Here is an 18737-nt window from a genome sequence, read left to right on the forward strand (position 1 = left end):
CCATGTTGATTGCCGATGGTGGCGGCGGCGCACGCGTGCCGGTGAACGTACCCAACCCCGTGAGCAAGCCGCAACAGCCCGCGAGCTCGGCCGAATCGGACGCCGCGGCGCGCGCGCGGGAGCTGCAGCGACAGCTGGAGGCGCTGCTCGAAAAGCTGCGCGAGGCACAGCGCCAAGCCGAAGAAGCCCGCAAGCGCGCCATCGAGGCGCAGCGCAAGGCGGCCGAAGCCAGGAAGCGTGCGGAGGCGATGGAGGCCCAGGCAGAAAAAACCAGGCAGCTGGCCGACGCCAACAAGGCCAAGAAGGCGCAGCAGGAAGCCAGGCTGGAAGACGCGCGCGCCAAGGATGCGACTGCGCAGGCCAACCTGAAGGACAAGGACGTCACCCTGCTGAACGCCCAGGTCGACCAGAAGCGCGAGGAGAAGAAGAGCCCCGAGGCCAAGGCCTCCGCCGCCACCGACAAGAAGGTGCGCGACGCGCGGGCCGAGCGCAACGATGCGCAGGAGACCAGCGACTTTTCCAAACTCTATCTGGACGCGCAGAAAAAGGAGAGCAAGGCGCAGGACGCAGAGGCCAAGGTCGAGCGCCTGACACCCACGCCGGGCCGCCCCTCGTACACCATTACCGAGAAAGAAACCAAGGCGCTCGGCGACGCCGAGAAAGAGGCCAAGACGCTGCGCGGCGAGGCCGATGCCGCAACGAAGAAGTTCGCCAGCCAGATCGGCGAAGAAGCCAACACCGAGTTCTGGGGCCCGTCGGCGCCGGACGCCAAGGCAGGGCCGTCCGCAAAGCCCAACGACGATCCGTTGCAGACACCGCTCACGCAGTTGCTGCAGGTTTCGCCCAAGCCCGCTGCCAACCCGGCTGCGGGCAACAGCCTGCTGCTGACCCCGACGCTGACCTCCGGCACCACCGGCACCACCGGCACCACGGCGACCTCGCCCTTCACCAGCTATCTCAAGGCGCCCGAACCGGCCGTTACGCCGCAGGTGAAAAAAACGCTCACGGACATTGCCGACGGAAAGAGCGTCGAGCAGATTGCGAGCGATCGCAAGATGCGCGTCGACCAGGTGCTGTCGGAGGCCAACGCGGCAGGCGTCAAGATCACCACCGCCGCACCGAAAGACGGCGTGCAGGCAACCACCATCCAGCGCGGCGACGGCTCGCTGACGTACAGCCGGAACGACAAGCAGGACACCCTTTCGGTCAAGGGCAACATTGCCGACCCGAAGGCGCCCGGCGGCCAGAAGGCCATCGACGCGACGGAAGACGCCAAGGGGCGCTACAGCCAGGTCACCAAGGACGCCAAGACCGGCGCGACGACCACCACCACCATCGACAGCAGCGCCGGCACGCGCACGGTGAGCGTGGTGGACAAGCACGGCAAGCGCACCGACACCACCACTTCGCTGACCGGCGCGCAGGTCACGCGCCCCGTGGGCGACTACGAAGGCTACCTGGAGGTGGCCAAGGCCGCGAACGTTACGCCCGAGCAGCTGCTGGCGCTGAACCCCGATGTGGACTACGGCAAGGCGCTCAAGCCCGGCCAGGAACTGGTTGTGGCCGGCGTGCCCACCACGGTGAAGACCTTCAACAAGGACGGCTCCACGCTGGAGAAGACCACTGCGAGCGACGGCACCCTGCAAGTGGTGGCCACGAGCGCAAGCGGACGGCGCACGGTGCTGATGGGCGAGCCCGACGCGAAGAGCGGCCCGGGCGAGGAAGCGCGAAAGTCGATCTTCGACGACAAGAAGTCCGTGGCCGATACCGCCAAGGCCATGGGCATGACGGAAGACGAAGTGCTTGCGGCGCTGCCCGAAGGCACGGTCGATGTAATCAAGCCCAGCGCGGACAACGGCCACGTCGAGACGCGCACGATCTACGATCCGGCCACCAACCGCCTGGTGGTTGAGAGAAACGACTGGAACCACGGCGGCGGCAGCCGCGAGGACATCGACGACAAGACCAGGTACACGGTCACCGAGACGGACCAGAAGACCGGCAAGTCCGAGCGCGTAGAGGTCAGCGGCGGCCTCGGCTACCTGCGGCACCAGGCCGAGGACAAGGCCAGGTATGCCGACAGCTACGGCCAGCAGATCGGCGATCTGGACAAGACGATTCGCCTCTACAAGCGCATGGGCGAACCGGTGACCGAGCTGGTCGAGCAGCGCAAGCTCCTGGTGTCGCAGCAGACCGATGCACGCGGCGAGGCCACGATTGCCAACACCAAGGCCACCGCGGCACTCACCAAGCAGCAGCAAGTAACGGTCGACGAGCAGGCGCGCGTGGCCTACCAGAATCTTGCATATGCGCGGCCCGGCAGCAAGGACCAGGCCACGGCCGCCAAGGCGCTCGACGACCGGCTCGAACTGCTCGACCATGTCGACCGGCTTGTCGACGTGGCCGACAAGGACGTGGACCTGGCCAAGGCCGGCGTCGACCAGGTGAAGAAGCAGGACGCCAAGGAGCAGGCCGATGCAGACCTGCAGACCGAGTTCCAGGCCTGGAAGCGCACGTGGCTGTGGAACGGGCTCGACGAAAAGGAAATCCAGAAGCGCGAAGCCCAGGGCGCCACTCCCCCGGGGCCGATGTACCGCAACTCCGAGGAAGAAGACAAGGCCGCATGGAAGGCCTTCGTCCAGCAGCAGGAGATGATGGACGAGCATGGCGACAAATACCTTACCGATGCGGGGCGGCCCGCGCGCAATGCCTGGCTCAATCGCAACCAGGCCAGCGACGCGGCGCTGGATTCCGCCATTCGCTACGACCAGGCCTCCCTTGCGAGCGGTACGGCCAATACCCACCTGACCAAGGGCGAGTTCGACCGGCTCCAGCAGAAGAAAGACGCGTGGACCGACGCCAATCCGACGGTCATGCCGGAGAAGTTCAAGGACCAGGAGAAGCTCGACACGCTGGCAAAGAACGTGGCCGACGGCGAAATCGGCAACCTGGAGGTCGGCGAGCACAAGAAGCACTCCGAGTACCTGAAGACGGTGTCCGCGCCCGACCGCGCCGATCCCGAGGCACTCAAGAAGGCCGAGGACAAATACACCGAGGACAACCAGGAAGCCACTACCAAGCTCAACGGCCAGATCAAGGACATTTCGGAACGCCCCCTGCGCGAGAAGACGCGCTCGGTGGACGACTACATCACCCAGTGGGGCAAGACCAATCCCAAGATCCAGAAAGAGCTGGACGCGCTGGGCAAGGACCAGGACCAGCGCAGCCTGCGCGCGGCCGAATATCGCAGCGGGCAAATCCACAAGCTCCTGTCCGCGTCCGACGAGGGCAAGGAGCTCCAGGCGGCAATCAACCTGCGCTATTCGCTCACGGACCAGTGGCTGAAGATCGGCGACAAGGACGACGACCGCCTCAAGAAAGACCTCGAGGGCATCGAGAAGGGCATCGAAGGGCACACCTGGGTGCGCGACGTCTGGGGCAACATGGCCGGCGACTCCGCCGAAGACGCCAAGAACTACACGGAGAAGCAGCGCGACGGCCTGCGCGACTTGCGCGACGACCTTCGTGCGGGACGAATCTCGGCTTCGGAGTACGCGCGCCGCGAGAACGAGTTCATGGACGCCTACGACGTCGAGTCCGACAAGATGGCCGACCGGGTGCGCGACAGCGACGGCACCTGGAGCGTGGTCGACGACGCAGTGCGCATGACGGTCACTGCGGCTGCCGGTATTGCCGCCACCATTGCCTCGGGCGGCAACGTGGCCGTGGGCTTCGGCACGGCGATGGCCGTCAGCGCACTGTGGGACACCACGGGCGACGTGGTCGCCGCCGCGCAGGGGCGCGACATCTACGCCGACGGCCACACCTCGCTGTGGACGCTCGAGGCCAAGGCACTGACCGGGAACGCAAGCTGGGACGACGTCAAGTTCACGCTGAAGGACGAGCTCGTCGATGCCGCCACCAACGCCGTTACCGCCACCGGCGTGGGCGCGGGCATCAAGACGAGCGCCGCCGTAAGCGCCAAGCTGCTGGCCAACGGAACGATGGTCGGCAGCAAGGGCGCGCTCAACCTTGGCGGGCGCGCACTGGTGGGCGCGCGCGCGGGCATCACCTCGCAGGCCGTCGACGGTACAGGCCGTGTGGCGGTCGAAATAGGCCGTGTCGGGCTCGACGGCAAGCTCGGCACCGAAGAGGGCAACAAGCGCATCGGCGCAACCTTCGTCAGTTCGGCCGCGGGCCTGGTCACCGCGCCGGTCACGGGCGGCGTGTCGGGCGCAATCCCGTTGTGGAAGGCGGTGTCGCCCGCCGCGCAGGCGCAGGCGCAGGCCAGCGGCGTGGCGGCCAAGCAGCAGCTGACCTACGCCGGGCTCGGTGCGCAGTTCCTGAACGACGGCGCGGCCGGCCTGGGCACAGGCGACCTCATTTCGCTGGCCAACGAGGGCCGGCACATGAACCGAGGCGAGTTCATCGCGGCCTCGCTGCAGGTGATTCCGGGCACGCTCAACAACGTGGCGCTGCACCCGGCCATGGCTGCGCGCGCGCGCAGCCAGGCAGAGGCCGCGAAGAATGCAGCGCCCCCCGGCGCCCTGCACGACGAGCTTGTGGTGACCGGCGTCACGATGCCGCACCTGGCGAACGAAGACAGCCTTTTGCCCGCGCAGGTGTCCGAAGCAATGGCGCCGGGTGGGCGCATCGAGCTGCATGTTGCCGCCGATCGCCCGGAGGGCCCGATGCCGCGCAACGGCGAAGCTGCGGACATCGATCCCGACCAGGCAGCGGCGATCCACGAGCGGCTGCGCAGCGCGGGGTTCGACCAGATCCGCATCGAGCACAACCCCGATGCCGAGCCCGGCGCGCCCGGCTTCATCGTGCATGCCATCAAGGAAGGCGGCGAGATCTCGACCGACGGCGTGGTGCCGCTGCTCTCGCGCACGGTGCCGGCCGAACCCGAGGGGCAGGACGCGTCCAACACGGCCGATGCCCCGGATGCCCCTGACGCCCCCGACGCCGCAAACAACGGCGTCGACGGACCGAACAACAACAACGCCAACAACAACGACAGTTCCAACTACGCGCTGCCTCCGCCCGGCAGCAGCCTGCACACGGTGAACTGGGCCGGCACGCTCAAGTCCATCCTGCAATCGGGCGGCACGCTGCGCAACACCGCGTTCTACCTGCACGCCACGCCCTACGACGAGAACACCGGCCTGGCGCTCAATGCCGGCGAGCGGGGCCTCCCGCGCGCGGTGGACGGCGAGACGCCTGCAGAGCGCAACGCCGCATACGCCGACGCCGATGGCCCCGAGGCGCTCGCCGCGCTGCCGCCCGCGCGCTACACCACGCTCAAGGACGCATTGGACGCCGCGCAGGCCGGTGCCGGCGACCGGGGGCACGACAACATCGCCATCGTCTACGAGCCCAAGCTCGGCGCGGACGGCCAGGTGCCGCCGGAGGCGGTGCTGGCCACGGTTCACATCGACAAGTCCGGCAACACCCCGGCAACGCTGCGCGACGTGAGCCCCAATCCGCACAGCAACATCGCCGAGACTGTGGCGCTGCGGGTGAGCTATCCGGTGGTGCAAGCCGCCACGCGGGCGGCCTCGGGCCTCATTCTTCCGGGCAGCGCCGCGCGGGACAACTTCTTGCATGTGCCGGACGACGCCACCGTCTACTACATGGACAAGTCGAAGCGCGTCACGCAGATTTCGGCCAATGACCCGCGTGTGGCGCAGGCGCTCGAACGTGCGCAGCAGGCACGCTCCAGGCTGCTCGCGTTGCCTAGCCAAGAGCAGGGCCTCGATCTCGACAGCCTGCAGGCGTGGCGCGAGCAGTCCGGCATGAAGCCGGTAGACCTTCGCGTGGTCGGCCCCGAGCAAGTGCGAAAGGGCCAGGGCATCTACCACCGCCGGGACGGCGTGGCGCTGGTCGTACGCGATCCCGCCAGCGAGAGCCGGCATGGCACCGCGCCCGTACTGCGCACCGCCGCGCACGAACTCGCACACGGCAACGAGAACCAGCGCAACGTGTTCGTCCTTAGAGACCACCAGGACCCCGACACGCTGCAGCCCACCTATGTGATCGAGCCGATGACGGGCTTCCTGCGCTTCGATCCCGCGCAGAAGCGCACCACCGGGCTGGCGCTCGAAGAGGCCTATGCCGAGCGCAAGGCGCAGCAGTTCGACGAAGCGCGCTTCGGCCCGAAAACCGGCGATGCCAGCTTCGATGGCCAGCTGGGCCGCTACAGGCTCGCGGACGGCGAAAGCTTCGACCACGGCGCCTACACCGCCGTCACGCTCGACGCGATACTGCGGATGAATCCCGAGATCGGCGCGCTGATGGAGCGGGCACGCTTTTCGGATTCGGCGCGCGAGCAGCTCATCTCGGTGCTCGGCGAAAAGCTCGATGCCTTCTACGCCCATGGCGCCGAAGACCTTTCGACCGGCTCGCACCAGGAGTGGGCCGCGCAGCTCTACAACGCCGTGCAGCACGGCCAGCCGGTGCCCAGGGGCGAGGGCCCGGCACCCGGCGGCCCCGTGGTGCTGAACAGCCGCCCCGTGCAGCGCGCCGCCGGCGCCGACTACGACGGCCTTCCGCTCAAGCCTTCGGCCTTTGGCACCGACGGCGACTGGATGGCTGCCGCGCTGCATCTGGAGGAAACCATTGCGCAGCAGCACGAGGCCGGCCAGCCCGGCAAGCTGCCGGACGGCATGATTCTCTCCGACGCCGACAAGGCGGTGACGCAGGCACTCATGAAGAACCCGGCCCCCGGCTCGCAAGAGTGCTTCGTGGTGTCGAACCGCCCGCCCAGCAAGGGCATCTTCGGCGGAGACGACGTGCGCGCCAAGCGCAAGGAGGTCTTCGACACCATCGAGAAGGTGCAGCAGGCGGTCTCCAGGCGCAACGGCGGCGCGTGGGTTTACCGCGTTGCGCCCGAGGGCGGCGTCGGCGAGATGACCCGTGCGGGCAAGGCGCGCTCGCACAACATCGTCGGCGCTTTCTACGTGGGCAAGGACAAGAGCGTTTTCCCCGTCGGCATTGCCAACCCGCAGTTCGACCGGTGGGATCTCACGGCCGCGGCGCCGGCCGGGCACCCGCACGTCTACAACGCCGCGCTCACGATGCCGGTAGGCCGCCCGGCCGAAGGCATCTTCCGGCAGGGCGGCATCGAGGAGGGCGCCGATGCAGCGACGGCGGCCATCGACCGCGCGGTGGCCGAGGGCCGTACGCCGCGCGTGATGATTGCCGCTGGCTACACCATCGAGAACGGCCGTGCCGAGACCAGCGGCCCCGGCGGTGCGGCAGTGGCCGGCAAGGCGGCGCGCCTGTACTCGGGCCAGATGCACGGCGTGGACGCGCAGGTTACCTACGTGGCCGCGGGCCGCCGGCAGCGCAAGGTGCTGGAGGCCGCGCTCGCGGCGCTTGGCGAGCGCAAGGGCGAGCACTACGAGATCGTGAGCTTCAACGCGCGCGGCAAGCTTGCCGAGTGGCGTTCCAGCGGCCTGCTCAGGCGCCACCAGCCCGACCTGCTGATGGGCTTCGACGTGCCCGGCCGCACCGAGAAGGGTGAATACCACAACAGCCACGGCCAGGCCATCGGCTACCACACCGCGGCGCGCGACCAGCTCTTCATCGACGCCACGCGCAACGACCGCACTACCACCGTGGCCGGCTTCGACCTTGGCAACGAGGTGGGCGGCGGCCACCCCGACGTGCACACGCGCGTGCAGCCCGCGCCCAACGGCACCCCCATTGCCTCGATCGTCACCGCCGACGTCGCGATGACGGGCGGGCGCACCAACTGGGTCGGCTATGCCTTCGGCACCGAGGTGCTGCGGCGCGCCGGCGCCCTGAGCGCCGTGCCGGACGAGCGTGCCGTCCGCAGCATGGTCATGGACATGATGAAAGCCGGCGGCGTGGACAGCGAAACCCGCAGCCGCGTGCCGTTTTCGACCGACTCGCGCGGGCGGACCTCGGGTGTGGGCGGCATGTCGCCCGACGTGGAAGCCGCCGTGGCCGCAATGCTGCGCATTCGCGGCGAGAAGATCCAGATGGCACCCGTCATCGACCTGCGCGGCGTGCGGCTGCGGCTGGGCGTGTTCGATTCGGGCTCGGGCGGCATCATTGCCGCGGCCGAGATCAAGCGCGTGGTGGAAGAAACCACGGGCGCGCACGTCGACCTGGTGATGGTGGGCGACCACGGGGCGGGCACCTACGGCGGCAAGCCGAAAGACTCGATTGCCGACCACACGCTGCTCGGGCTGCAGACGCTCGACAAGCTCGGTGTCGACCTGATCGTGATGGCCTGCAACACGGCTTGCACGTCGGGCAAGGGCGCCTACGCGCACGACATCAAGGCGCCGGTGATCGACCTGATCGACAGCACGCGCGCGTTCCACGAGGGGCTGGTGAAAAAGGGCGAACGCGTCGTTGCCTTTTCCACCCAGAAGACGGCCGAGCTTCCGCTGCTGTCGGACCCGAGCGTAGAAGGCGTCTACACCGACAAGAACGTGCTGCCGGTGGGCGGCACCGACGACAACGGCAACCTCGACGTGGCCTCGCTGGTGAACCGGTTCATGGCCGACCCGATGAACAGGGAGATGCAAGGGCTGATGCAGGAGGCTGCCAACCACTACGTGCGCAAGATCCTCAAGGCCGACCCCGAGGTGACCACCATTTCGTGGTGCTGCACGCACTATCCCGAAATGGAGCCGTTCTTCACCAAGGCGCTTGCCGACCCGGCGATCCGGCCCCAGGAGAACGCCAGGACCATCAAGATGGTCAATCCCATGAGCAACCAGGCGCTGGAGGCCATCAAGGTGGCGCAGAACCTGCCTCCGGGTACGGGCACCGGCCCCAGCCGCGCCATCGGCATAACCACCGCGGTGGAAGACAAGACGACATCGACCCGGCCGCCCGAGCAGAAGCAGGTCGACCAGAAGGACGTGCTCGATACGCTGCGCATCGCACTCCAGCGCGACGACGTCACGCTGGTGCCGCTGAAGAAACTGGGGGCAGATGTGGATGTCGAGCAGGCCCAGCGGCTGCTCGACCAGGACGAGGCCGGCGATCCCATCGATGCGCTGCAGGCCTTCGATCCCTCGGGCCGGGGCTTCCCCATCCACGTGCCGGGCGGCGCGTATGCGGCGGCAAAGATGCTCGGCGATGCCGGCAAGGTGGCGGTGGTGGCGGGCTTTCCGATTCGCACCGCGGCCGGCCGCGTGGCGCCCGAGTCGGACAGCACCAAGGGAGCCGCGGTGCTGGCTGCCGGGCTGGCCAAGCTCGGCAAGGACACGGTCTGCATCACCATTCCGGCCAACGTCAAGCCGCTGAAGGCCGCGCTTGCGGTGCTGGGGCGGGGCGACATCGACGTGCGGCCCTTCGGCCTGAAGATCGGCCCGCACGCCGAAGGCGAAGCCCTCCGGATGCTGAAGCGCCTCAACCCCGACGCGATCATCAGCGTGGAGGCGCCCGGGCGCGATGCCAAGGGCCAGTACTGGAGCTCCACCGGCGAGCGCGTGACCGGCCACGTGGCTGCGCTCGATGAATTCTTCTATGCGGCGCGAACGATCAACGAGGGCCGCACCGGCGCCGCAAAGATCAAGCAGCTTGCAATTCTCGACGTGGGCAACGAGGTTGGCGGCGGCAACGTCGACAAGCGCGTGCGCCGCGCACCTGACGGCCAGCGCATTGCTTCTGAAGTGACGGTAGACCAGCTCGTGACCGCGGGTGTCGGCAGCTGGGGCGCGGATGCCACCCTGGCCGCGCTCGAGGTGCACCACAACCGCAGCGACCTGCTGCCATCGGCCGACGAGGTGCGTCGCGTGATGCGCGCCATTGCGCGCGAAGGCGGCGTGGACAGCCAGTCGCGCACCGGCGTCGACCATGCCGCCGGTTACGACTCGACAGTGCACGTGGGGGTGGCCGAGCTGTACCGGCAGGCGGCGCTGGAGGTCAAGGCCGACGGCGGTCCGAACAACGGTCCGAACAACGACGGCCCGGGCGCCGGCGGGGTGGCGCCGCCCAAGGGCGGCGCGCCGAAGCCCGGCGGCCCGCGGCCGACCGAGCCGATGAGCGCCGCCTTCCGCGGCGACGAATGGCCCACCGTGCACGCGAAGCTCACCAGCGGTGGCTTCGGCAACGAGAACATCTACGTCTACCGCGTGAAGGGCCAGCCCGACCTGTACGCCGATGCGGCCCAGGCGGTCGACCTTACGGCGCAGCAGATCAGCGGCGCCGGCCGCGTGGCGCAGGGCACGAGCACGGTGCGCTGGTACGGCAACAGCACGCCGGGCCGCGGCGTGGGCGGCCTGATGCCGCGGCGCGAGATGGGCGCCAAGTTCGGCCTGGAGCCCAAGGGCGACAAGGAGAGGGTCTACCGCATCAAGAACCGCGAGACGGCCGACATCACCTTCCAGACCGAGAAGCCCACGGCCGAGCAGCGCGCCGATCCCAACCTGCTGATCCGCTCGCGCAAGGTGCGCCCGCCGCGCGAGGCCACGCCGCAGCCGGTGGATGACTGGTTCATCGTTTCGAACCAGTCGCCCACGCGCGCCAGTGCGGCCAACGGTTTGCGCAACGTGACCCGCGGCAACGACGATTTCAAGCTCGGCGTGGTGGAGAAGACGCCCGGCCCGGCCACGGGCTGGAGCACCGGCAAGGTCATCAAGCGGCAGATCACGCTCGGGCTGGTGGCTGCAGTGGGTATCAGCGGGCTGAACATGGTGAGCCCGATCGACACCGGCCACGACGTGCCCAGCGGCGTGGTCGGGTTGCCGCGCAACCCCATTGCGTCGGCCACGCAGCATACGAACGACGCGCCCGGCTTCCGTGCCGCGCCGGCGGCCTTCTCCGTGCCCGCCGAAGTCACGCTTGGCATGGCGTGGCACCAGCAGGGACAAGCCGACCAGCTGGCGCGGCAACCCGGCGCCGACCCGGCCTCTGTAAAAGCACTGCAGGCTACGGCCGACGACCGCTGGGGTGCGTTCTCCGCGGAAATGCTCAAGACCATCCGCAACGACGTGCAGCAGGGCGCCAATCCGGTGGCCGCGGCCAACCGGCAACGCGCGCAGCTGCTTTCGATGGGCCGGCTCGACCTGCACAGCGACGTTGCAGTGCGCAACGCGCTGCGCGACTCGGGGCTGCTCAAGGGCACCACTGCCGACGTCCAGGAGCAGATGGACTACGCCAGGCTGGTGGCCGATCACCCCGCGTTCGTCAACGACAAGAGCCGCGAGCTCGCGCGCACCGATCCGGCCGCTTTTGCCACGGCATCGCTCATTGCCATCGGCCCTGATGGTGCGCCATTCAGCACGGCGGTAAAGAACAACGCCGCCATGCTGGGCCGCCTGCATTCCGAGGCCGTGGTGAAGGTGCGGCTGGCTGAAGGCGACGTGGCCGGCGCTGCGAAGGAGGCGCGCCTGCGGCTGGACGTGAGCACCACGCCGGCCGAGCGCGACAAGGCCGCGGCCGCGTTGCTGCCGCTCTTTGCGCCGGAGCGCACGCGGGCGCTCGACACGCTGGCCGGCATGCAGATGCATGACGTGGGCGACTACCTGGCGCAGTACCGCGACGCGCCACCCGAGATTGCGCAGCCCATGGCGCAGGGCGCCCTAGAACTGCTGCAGAAGAACCTGCCGCGGCCGAGCGATGACCTGTCGAGCATGTCGCAGTTCGACCACCTGGTCGAAGGCCTGTCGATCCTGGCCGAGGCGGCCGACGCGCGCACGCCCACGTCGGCGTTCTCTGAAAAATTTGCGGCCGAGCTGATGAAGGACCGTTTCGTCGACCGGCCGGAGTTCCTTCTCACACTGCAGCGCGGTGTAGAAGGCGCGGTGGTGCAGGGCAGTGCGAAGCTGCCGGTCGAGCTGGCGAATGCGCTGCAGAAGCAGGGCCGCGGCGACATGCGCGACAGCGTGCTCGCCGGCATCGACAAGGGCCTGCAGGCGCAGAACAAGCACTTGGACGAGGCCGTCGGCAACCTGCGCGGCACTGCCGGCTACAACGCGGTTGGCGCCTCGATGGCCTTCTACGTGGCGAACTTCTCGGACGGCACACCGCAGGGCGTTGCCAACGCCATTGCGCAGTACCGGCGCGTGAACCCGCAGGTGGCGGGCAAGATCGACGATGCGACACGCGTGATCGGCGACTGGGGCAGCACGCTGCACCAGACCCAGGAAAGCCTGAACGGCCTGCGCGTGGGTGCCAAGGGCAGCAGCGAAGCCGAGCAGGGCCTGGAGGGCACGGTGGTGAAGGTGTACGACAGCGAGGACGTGAAGCTGGCCATCACCCAGAGCCCGCGGGTGCGCCAGGAGCTGCTGAGCCGCGCGACACAGGGTGTGCCCGACCCGCGCACCATGACCGAGTACCTGATCAACCCGGTGATGTTCGTGACCCGCCACGTCTCGGGCACCACCCGCATGGTGTGGTCGATGCTTGCCGACGCGCAGTTCAACGGCATGGTGAACGAGCCCGCACGCTTTACCACGCGCTGGAATGCCTTCAAGCTGAAGACGGAACGCATGGCCAACGTGCTGGGCCTGAACGCGGACGAGGTGCGCCAGGGCACCGCGCTGGTGGACAAGTACATGGAGGCGGTCACGAAGGTGGACCCGGGCTTGAGCGATGCGGCGCGCATCAACGCATACGCACGCCTGGGCGGCGAGCTCGACGGCGAACTGCAGAAGCTGCTAGGCGTGGGTGCGAAGACCGTCAACAACGTCACCAATGCCAACACCGCCTTCGGGCAGGCGCTGCGCTGGGTGGCCAACGCGGGCTTTGTCACGCACAACGTGAGCACCGAGATCACCAACTTCCGCCCGATGGCCGACGGAGTGCAGGACTACGCGCACTGGTACCACCGCATCTACGCGCCGACGCAGGCCTTCTTCATGGCCAAGCCCTACACCACGCTGATGGCCGAGCGCTCGCTCGCGGGCAACCGCGTGATCGACGGCGCGGCGGCGGACATCGAGGGCAAGATGGCGTGGAAGTACGTCTTCGGCCTGGGCACGGCCGGCGTGGGTGCGGCCGACCTGTCGCTGGCCTTCGGCCAGAAGGACACGGTGCCCGCCTGGGTGACATACACCAACGTGGGCATGGGTGTCGGCGGCCTGGTGGACGGTGGTGTCGGGCTGGTGAACGTCACGGGTAATGCGCTGGCGCGTGCGGGCGCGGTCGAGCTGGGCGCGCTGCTGGCCATTCCGGCCGAGGCGGCGACCATCGGCGGACTGGCGGTGGCCGTGTTCACCGGCATCAAGCAGTTCTACAACATTGCCCACCATTACGACCAGGTCGACGCGCGCGAGATGCAGCGGGACACGGCGTTGCGCGACGTGCTGAAGGACCGGGGCTTCTCCGACGAACAGACCCGCGCCATGCTCGACTGCACGCACGAGGGCGTGTCTCCGATGGTGGCGTGGAACGCGCTGATGAAGTCGGAGGGCAAGACGGTGGACGAGGGCATGGAGCTGCTGCGCAACCGCCTGGCAAAGGACGGCCCACACGGCATACCCGCCGCCGAGTGGACCCGGGTCATGCACGGGCTTACCGACCGCAAGATGAACGACAACGACGGCAGCTTTCCGGCGAACGATCCCAACTCGGCCGAGGCCGGGCAGATCGTGGTCCGGCAGGTGCCCACGCGCGGCGGCATGGCAACTTCGAAATCGACAGTGATGCCGCAGAGCATCGAGGGCCTGGAGAACTACGCGCGCGAAACCTGGAACCTGCGGTTGTGATGCACCTTGGCCTTGTGAGCGGAAAGTATGCGAGCCGAAGGCATGTGAGCCGAAAGACGTAGCACTGCGCCATGCCCCTGCTCCATTGCGGGGCGCGGGCATGCATTTGCGTTATGGCGCATGCCGCAATTGCATTGGTGTCGCCGCGCGTGCACTCCTAGACTGGGGGCAATGAATGCATTCGCGACTCTGATCAGCCCTGTGCCGGCGGCAACGATCCGCCCTTCATTGTTCGCGCAGCGCCGCGCTGCCGCACCGCCGGCCAAGGCCTCCAGCGGACCTGCCTTGCCCATGTCGCGCGGCAGCCATGCGGCGGGCGCGGCTCCGCTTTTCTATTCGGACGACAAGCCCTTGCCGCCGCTCGCCAGCCAGGGCGATGCGACCGGACTGGTCGCCGGGCTGCGCAGTGCGCCCGACCATGCGGCGCGCAAGGCGCTCATGAAGGAGCAACTGCGAGCGATCGGTTTCGAATGGATGGGCTACGGAAGCTTCGAAGACCTGCAAGGTGCATTGCGGCCGCTGAGCGTTCTTGTGAGCTACGCCCACGAGGCCTGGATCCGTGGCTATTTCTTGCAGCGCCATCACGAGGTGGACACGCGTGCCAACGATGTGCCGGTGTCCGGCCTTCCATTGGTGTGGGACCTGGAATCGCTTGCGCAATCGCAATGCAGGCAACCGCTGCAGGCCGAGACCGAAGCCCGCGACACCGCGGCGCGGCGACGCATGCTGCTGGACGAAATGGAGGCGAGCGGCATTCGCAGCGGCATCTCTTTTCGGCTGGCCACGCCAGGGCACATGCATGAGCACACCTTCATCGACCTGATGTCTGGTACGCCCGGTCGCGGGTGGATTGCCGGTGCCACCGTGGGCCGTGCGCTCATGCTGGGGCTGAGCGTGCATGAGCACGTGTCGCGCCACGTGCGCAAGCCGGTGGCGGCAATGCAAGGGCACGACGAGCCGCTGCACGCCAGGTCGCCGATCTCGCCCACGCAGCAATCGATTCTGGAATCTTTGCTGCGAGGGCTCGGCGACAAGGAAATTGCCTACACGCTGGGGTTGTCGAGCCATGCGGTGGACTACCACATGCGCCAGCTGCGGCGCCGCTTCGGCGTGCGCAACAGGGTTCAGCTGGTGAGCGCGGCGGCAGACTGGCAGCCTTAGCGACCGCGGCCCCGCGCTCCTAGCCGGCAATGCCGTTGCGTGCGGATGCCGGCTGCAAGGCGTCGAGCGCCGAAAGCCTGCGGTAGTCGCCCGGCAACACGGCATAGGTGCCTAGAAAGGTCTTGTGCAAATGGCTTTGATCGGTAAAGCCGGCAGCGTGCGCTGCATAGGTAACTCGCGCACCGCCGGCGATGAGATCGCGTGCGTACTCGATGCGGTGGCCCACCAGCATTTCATGCGGGGTGAACCCCATGGCGCCCTTGAAGCGCCGCTGCACGTGCACCGGGTGCAGGCCCGCCGCATCGGCCAGGCTATCGAGCGTCATGCGCTGCTGAAAGCCCGAGGCGATCAATTCATACAGCCGGTTCATGCGCTCGTCTCCACTGTCGACCGCGCGCGTGGGCTGTGCCTGCAGCGGAATCCAGCGGGCGAGGCGCTGGCGCAGCAGGGCGCGGCCGGCTGCACTGTTCTCTTCATCGCCGCTGCGCGCGGGCTCGTGCAGCAGGCGGTGGCACTCAAGAAAGTCGGACGCCTCGGAGGGATCGAGAAAAACCGAAACGCCGGCATCGTCTTCCACGCGGGCAAGCGGAGCGCTTTCGTGTGCTGCACTGATGCAGCGGGCCACGGGGCCGCTGCAGTACATCGCCTCTTCGCGCCACGGCGCGGTGCGCGCCTGCACGGCGTGCCACACCTGCGGTGCCACGCGCAGCAGTGCGCCCGGCGGCACGACCGTTACACGGGTGCCGGTGCGCACGTGCAGTTCGGTGTTGGACACCGAGAGCGTGAACCCCACGTGCCTGTGCGGCCGGATCTCGCGATGCAGCAGCGTGTTGGCGGTCAGTTGAAGACCGGTGAGATCAGCATCTCGCCAGTAGCGGGAGGCCAGGAGATCCATCGAAAAGCAGCGCTCCCCGGAAGTCTTGGTTTTATGGACCTACAGCAATCGGCATGCCCGTGCGCGCCTTGCCTGCGTGGGTATTCATGCAAAGGTATTCAGTCGCATGCCGGCGCGAGATGCCACGGCCCGCCTTCAGCCCCTGAATGTGCCCGAAGCTAAGAATTTACAAGGCGGCACAACCGCCGTTTGGTAGTTTGGCTCAACTCCGCAGTGTCTGTCGATGCATGCGGCACTTCCATCAGGCCTCTCATGATTCTTGCCAGTTTGTTGCAACAAGCCGGGGCGGTAACGCTGCCGGAAGCTCGCGATTTCGATTCGACCGCGCCTGCTGCGAGCGCAGCATCGACTGCACAGGCCGATGGCGCCGAGCCGCCGCTCGATGGACCGTTTCCGCAGCTGTATTCGGAGGAGCAACTCTACTTGCCGGAATCGGCGCACCGGCATGCCGAAGGCGTACCCGGCATTGTGGGCGACCTGCTGGATGCTTCAGGCAACAAGGAGCGCCGCGACCTCATCCAGGCCCTGCTGAATGCGCTTGGCTTCGACTGGCTTGGCTACGGCACCATTACCTTCCTGCGCGGCCGTTGGTGGCCGCTGAGCTTTTTTACCGCGCATGCAAACACCGAGTGGACGCAGCGCTACTTTTCGCATCGCCTCTACGAGGTCGACCTGCGGCAGCCGGGCGTGCCGGCTTCGAGCCTTCCGCTGGTGTGGGACATCGAGCAGATCGAGGCCTTGCCGTTTTCCGCTGCAACGTCCGCAGCCGCGTCTGCGGCCGAGAACCCCGAAGGGCGCAGGCAGCGCTTTCTGGACGACCTGCGTGCGAGCGGCATCAGAAGCGGGCTGATGTTTCGCCTGGCGTCGCCCACGCAGGTGAACCAGTACACGGTCATCAGCCTGCAGTCGGGCGAGCCGGGCCGCCGCTGGATAACGGACGACATCGTCGGCCAGGCACTGACGCTGGGACTGAGCCTGCATGAGTACGTGCTGCGCCATTCGCGCATGCCGAGCGAAGCGGGTGCCGCCGCGCGCATCGAGATTTCGCCAACGCAGCAGTACATCCTCCAGCACCTGCTGCAGGGGCGCAGCGACAAGGAGATTGCCAACCGCCTCGATCTTTCGGCCCACACGGTCGACTACCACATGCGCCAGTTGCGCCGCCGTTTTGCGGCGCGTAACCGCGTGCAGCTGGTCAACGCGGTGCAGCAGGGCGACAGCGACTTCGGCGTGCTCAGCGACATATAGGGCCCAAAAAAACAGCCCGCACAAGGGCGGGCTGGAAGGTGACCTGCTGGAGGAGGGAGGATCAGAGAGGGTGCAGGCCACAGGGAGAAAGAGCCTCCACTATGTTCGCCAAACCTGCACGCAACCTGACCTGCGCGGGCGTCAGTCTTCGTCTTCCCACTTGCCGATGACGGTGCCCAGCACGGTGAATGCCGCGCGGATGGGCTCATGCCCCGGATTCAGCGGCAGCAGCCAGCGGCGGCCGTCTTCTTCCTTGAAGACCTTGAAGGTGATTTCGTCGCTCGACTCGAGCCTGGCGATGATGCGTTCGCCGTCTTCGGGCGTTGTCCGGAGCGTGTCGACAAAGATGATCGACTCGGCGGGGTAGCTTTTCATGCTGCCCGTGGGGGCGGTCATGCTGTCGCCGCGCACGCGCAGCGCATAGGTGTTGCCGGGGCTGTGATGTGCAACGCAGGGAATCCACCGCTCGGCCTCCATCGGTGCCCGGCCGCCCTTGCTCCAGGAGGTGGCGTCCGCCCAGGCGATGAGCGGCACGGTGCCGGGTGTGCCCGGGCTGAACGAAGGAATGGGAGGCGGGGTGCGCGTAACCCTGTAGGGGCCGGGGGGCTCGTTGGCGTTGTCTCGGGCCGGGCGCTGCTGCACCGTGTCCCATGGAGCGGGGCCGTCCCCGGTGTCGAGCCAGTTGGGGTCGACGCGATAAGCCCGTGCCAGGGCGAGCAGGCCCATCGAGCGGCCGGTGTCGCCCCGCTCGATCTTCGAGATGTTCGACTGCTTGACGCCCGAAGCGGCTTCGGCCTGCTTCTGGGTCATCTTCGCGTATTTGCGTGCTGCCAGTGCACGCGCGGCAATAGTCTCCATGGGCGCAGATTTAAGCGCAGGCGAATATTCGACTTGGACTCTAGAATAGTTGAAAGGGAGTATTTGCCATGAAACCACGCAAGTTGGTGCTGGCGCCGAAGGCTGCAAGGCCCACGCAAAAGCATTTCGAAAAATGGGCGGACGGCGAAGAGCCGCGCCGCGACAAGGTTCGCCCTCCGGGCTGAGCCATGCAAAAGCCATCGACACCGGGCCTGTGGCTCGACCGCGCGATTTGCGCGCTACTGGGGTTGCTGTCCGCCGTGGGGCTTTTCTACGGAATTCGCCTGAGCGACTATGGGCTGGGCGGGTTGGCCGTAGCGGGCCTGGCTGCCGCGGGCGGCATTGGCACGGTGCTTTTCGACGACCGCGGGCTCAGCCGGGCACATGCGGTTCGGGAGGCGATAAAGCGAGCGTCGCGCTGACGCGCACGCAATCCTTGATGTGCTGCTCGCCCAACGCGCGCAGGGCCGCATAGCCGAGGGCGGCCGAAACGATCTGCCCGGCAATCGGCACATATTTGGCCGCCTGCTTGGCCGTGAGCTTGACGCCGGCGTGCCGGGCAAGCTTGATCAGCAGCTCGCGCGTGACCAGCCTGCCGACCAGCAGGGCGCCAACCGTGGTGGCCGCCTTCTGGATGCGCTCGCGCTGGTGCGGCGCGAGCTTTTCGACCTGGGTGACCGACAGGCCGAACTCGGCGCTGATTTGCGGCACGAGCCGCGAGAGCAGGGCGGCGTCGGCCGCCCAGTCGACGCCGGGCAGCGGAATGGCGCTGGCGGCGGCAGCCATCAGCGCCTTGCGGCCGATGAGGCGGCGGCTGCGGTGGACCGCGGCAATGAGCTTTTCGTCACCCCGGGCCAGTTCGATGGCGGACGGCATGG

Annotated in this window: 7 protein-coding genes; 4 read left to right on the forward strand and 3 right to left on the reverse strand. The window is 67.7% G+C overall.

Annotated elements, in window-relative coordinates:
- The first annotated feature begins 2 nt into the window (after positions 1 to 2).
- Together J2X67_RS17560 and J2X67_RS17565 are read left to right on the forward strand one after the other, a co-directional pair.
- The gene (locus J2X67_RS17560) at positions 3 to 13697 is read left to right on the forward strand and encodes a glutamate cyclase domain-containing protein (protein WP_309954760.1); all 13695 of its coding nucleotides are present in this window, start codon (positions 3 to 5) and stop codon (positions 13695 to 13697) included.
- Between the two features lie 171 nt (positions 13698 to 13868).
- Positions 13869 to 14858 (forward strand): LuxR C-terminal-related transcriptional regulator, encoded by a 990-nt coding sequence (locus tag J2X67_RS17565; protein ID WP_309954762.1) that lies wholly within the window; start codon positions 13869 to 13871, stop codon positions 14856 to 14858.
- A 19-nt stretch (positions 14859 to 14877) separates the two neighbouring features.
- Here J2X67_RS17565 and J2X67_RS17570 read toward each other — a convergent pair whose 3' ends face one another.
- A complete protein-coding gene (locus J2X67_RS17570; protein ID WP_309954764.1) occupies positions 14878 to 15753 on the reverse strand; it encodes an AraC family transcriptional regulator in 876 nt (291 codons plus the stop codon).
- Between the two features lie 252 nt (positions 15754 to 16005).
- Here J2X67_RS17570 and J2X67_RS17575 point away from each other — a divergent pair, with 252 nt between their 5' ends.
- Complete coding sequence (locus tag J2X67_RS17575) at positions 16006 to 17001, forward strand: LuxR C-terminal-related transcriptional regulator (RefSeq protein ID WP_309954765.1); 996 nt, start codon at positions 16006 to 16008, stop codon at positions 16999 to 17001.
- Positions 17002 to 17142: 141 nt separating this feature from the next.
- Here the strand turns inward: J2X67_RS17575 and J2X67_RS17580 are convergent, their stop codons facing one another.
- On the reverse strand, positions 17143 to 17859 hold the full coding sequence (locus J2X67_RS17580; RefSeq protein WP_309954767.1) for a S24 family peptidase: 717 nt from the start codon (positions 17857 to 17859) through the stop codon (positions 17143 to 17145).
- Positions 17860 to 18047: 188 nt separating this feature from the next.
- Between J2X67_RS17580 and J2X67_RS17585 the strand changes: the two genes are divergently transcribed.
- Complete coding sequence (locus tag J2X67_RS17585) at positions 18048 to 18281, forward strand: hypothetical protein (protein WP_309954769.1); 234 nt, start codon at positions 18048 to 18050, stop codon at positions 18279 to 18281.
- Here the strand turns inward: J2X67_RS17585 and J2X67_RS17590 are convergent.
- A complete protein-coding gene (locus tag J2X67_RS17590) occupies positions 18232 to 18735 on the reverse strand; it encodes a hypothetical protein (RefSeq protein ID WP_309954772.1) in 504 nt (167 codons plus the stop codon). The two genes, J2X67_RS17585 and J2X67_RS17590, sit on opposite strands and share 50 nt — an antisense overlap.
- Positions 18736 to 18737 lie beyond the last annotated feature (2 nt).

This window comes from Variovorax sp. 3319, assembly GCF_031456585.1.
GTDB lineage: Bacteria > Pseudomonadota > Gammaproteobacteria > Burkholderiales > Burkholderiaceae_C > Variovorax > Variovorax paradoxus_P.

What these genes read in the sequence shown, in the direction of transcription:
- J2X67_RS17575 (WP_309954765.1), top strand. Translation starts at nt 16,006, where the DNA reads ATGATTCTTGCCAGTTTGTTGCAACAAGCCGGGGCGGTAACGCTGCCG.
- J2X67_RS17565 (WP_309954762.1), top strand. Translation starts at nt 13,869, where the DNA reads ATGAATGCATTCGCGACTCTGATCAGCCCTGTGCCGGCGGCAACGATC.
- J2X67_RS17585 (WP_309954769.1), top strand. Translation starts at nt 18,048, where the DNA reads ATGCAAAAGCCATCGACACCGGGCCTGTGGCTCGACCGCGCGATTTGC.
- J2X67_RS17590 (WP_309954772.1), bottom strand. Translation starts at nt 18,735, where the DNA reads ATGCCGTCCGCCATCGAACTGGCCCGGGGTGACGAAAAGCTCATTGCC.
- J2X67_RS17580 (WP_309954767.1), bottom strand. Translation starts at nt 17,859, where the DNA reads ATGGAGACTATTGCCGCGCGTGCACTGGCAGCACGCAAATACGCGAAG.
- J2X67_RS17570 (WP_309954764.1), bottom strand. Translation starts at nt 15,753, where the DNA reads ATGGATCTCCTGGCCTCCCGCTACTGGCGAGATGCTGATCTCACCGGT.
- J2X67_RS17560 (WP_309954760.1), top strand. Translation starts at nt 3, where the DNA reads ATGTTGATTGCCGATGGTGGCGGCGGCGCACGCGTGCCGGTGAACGTA.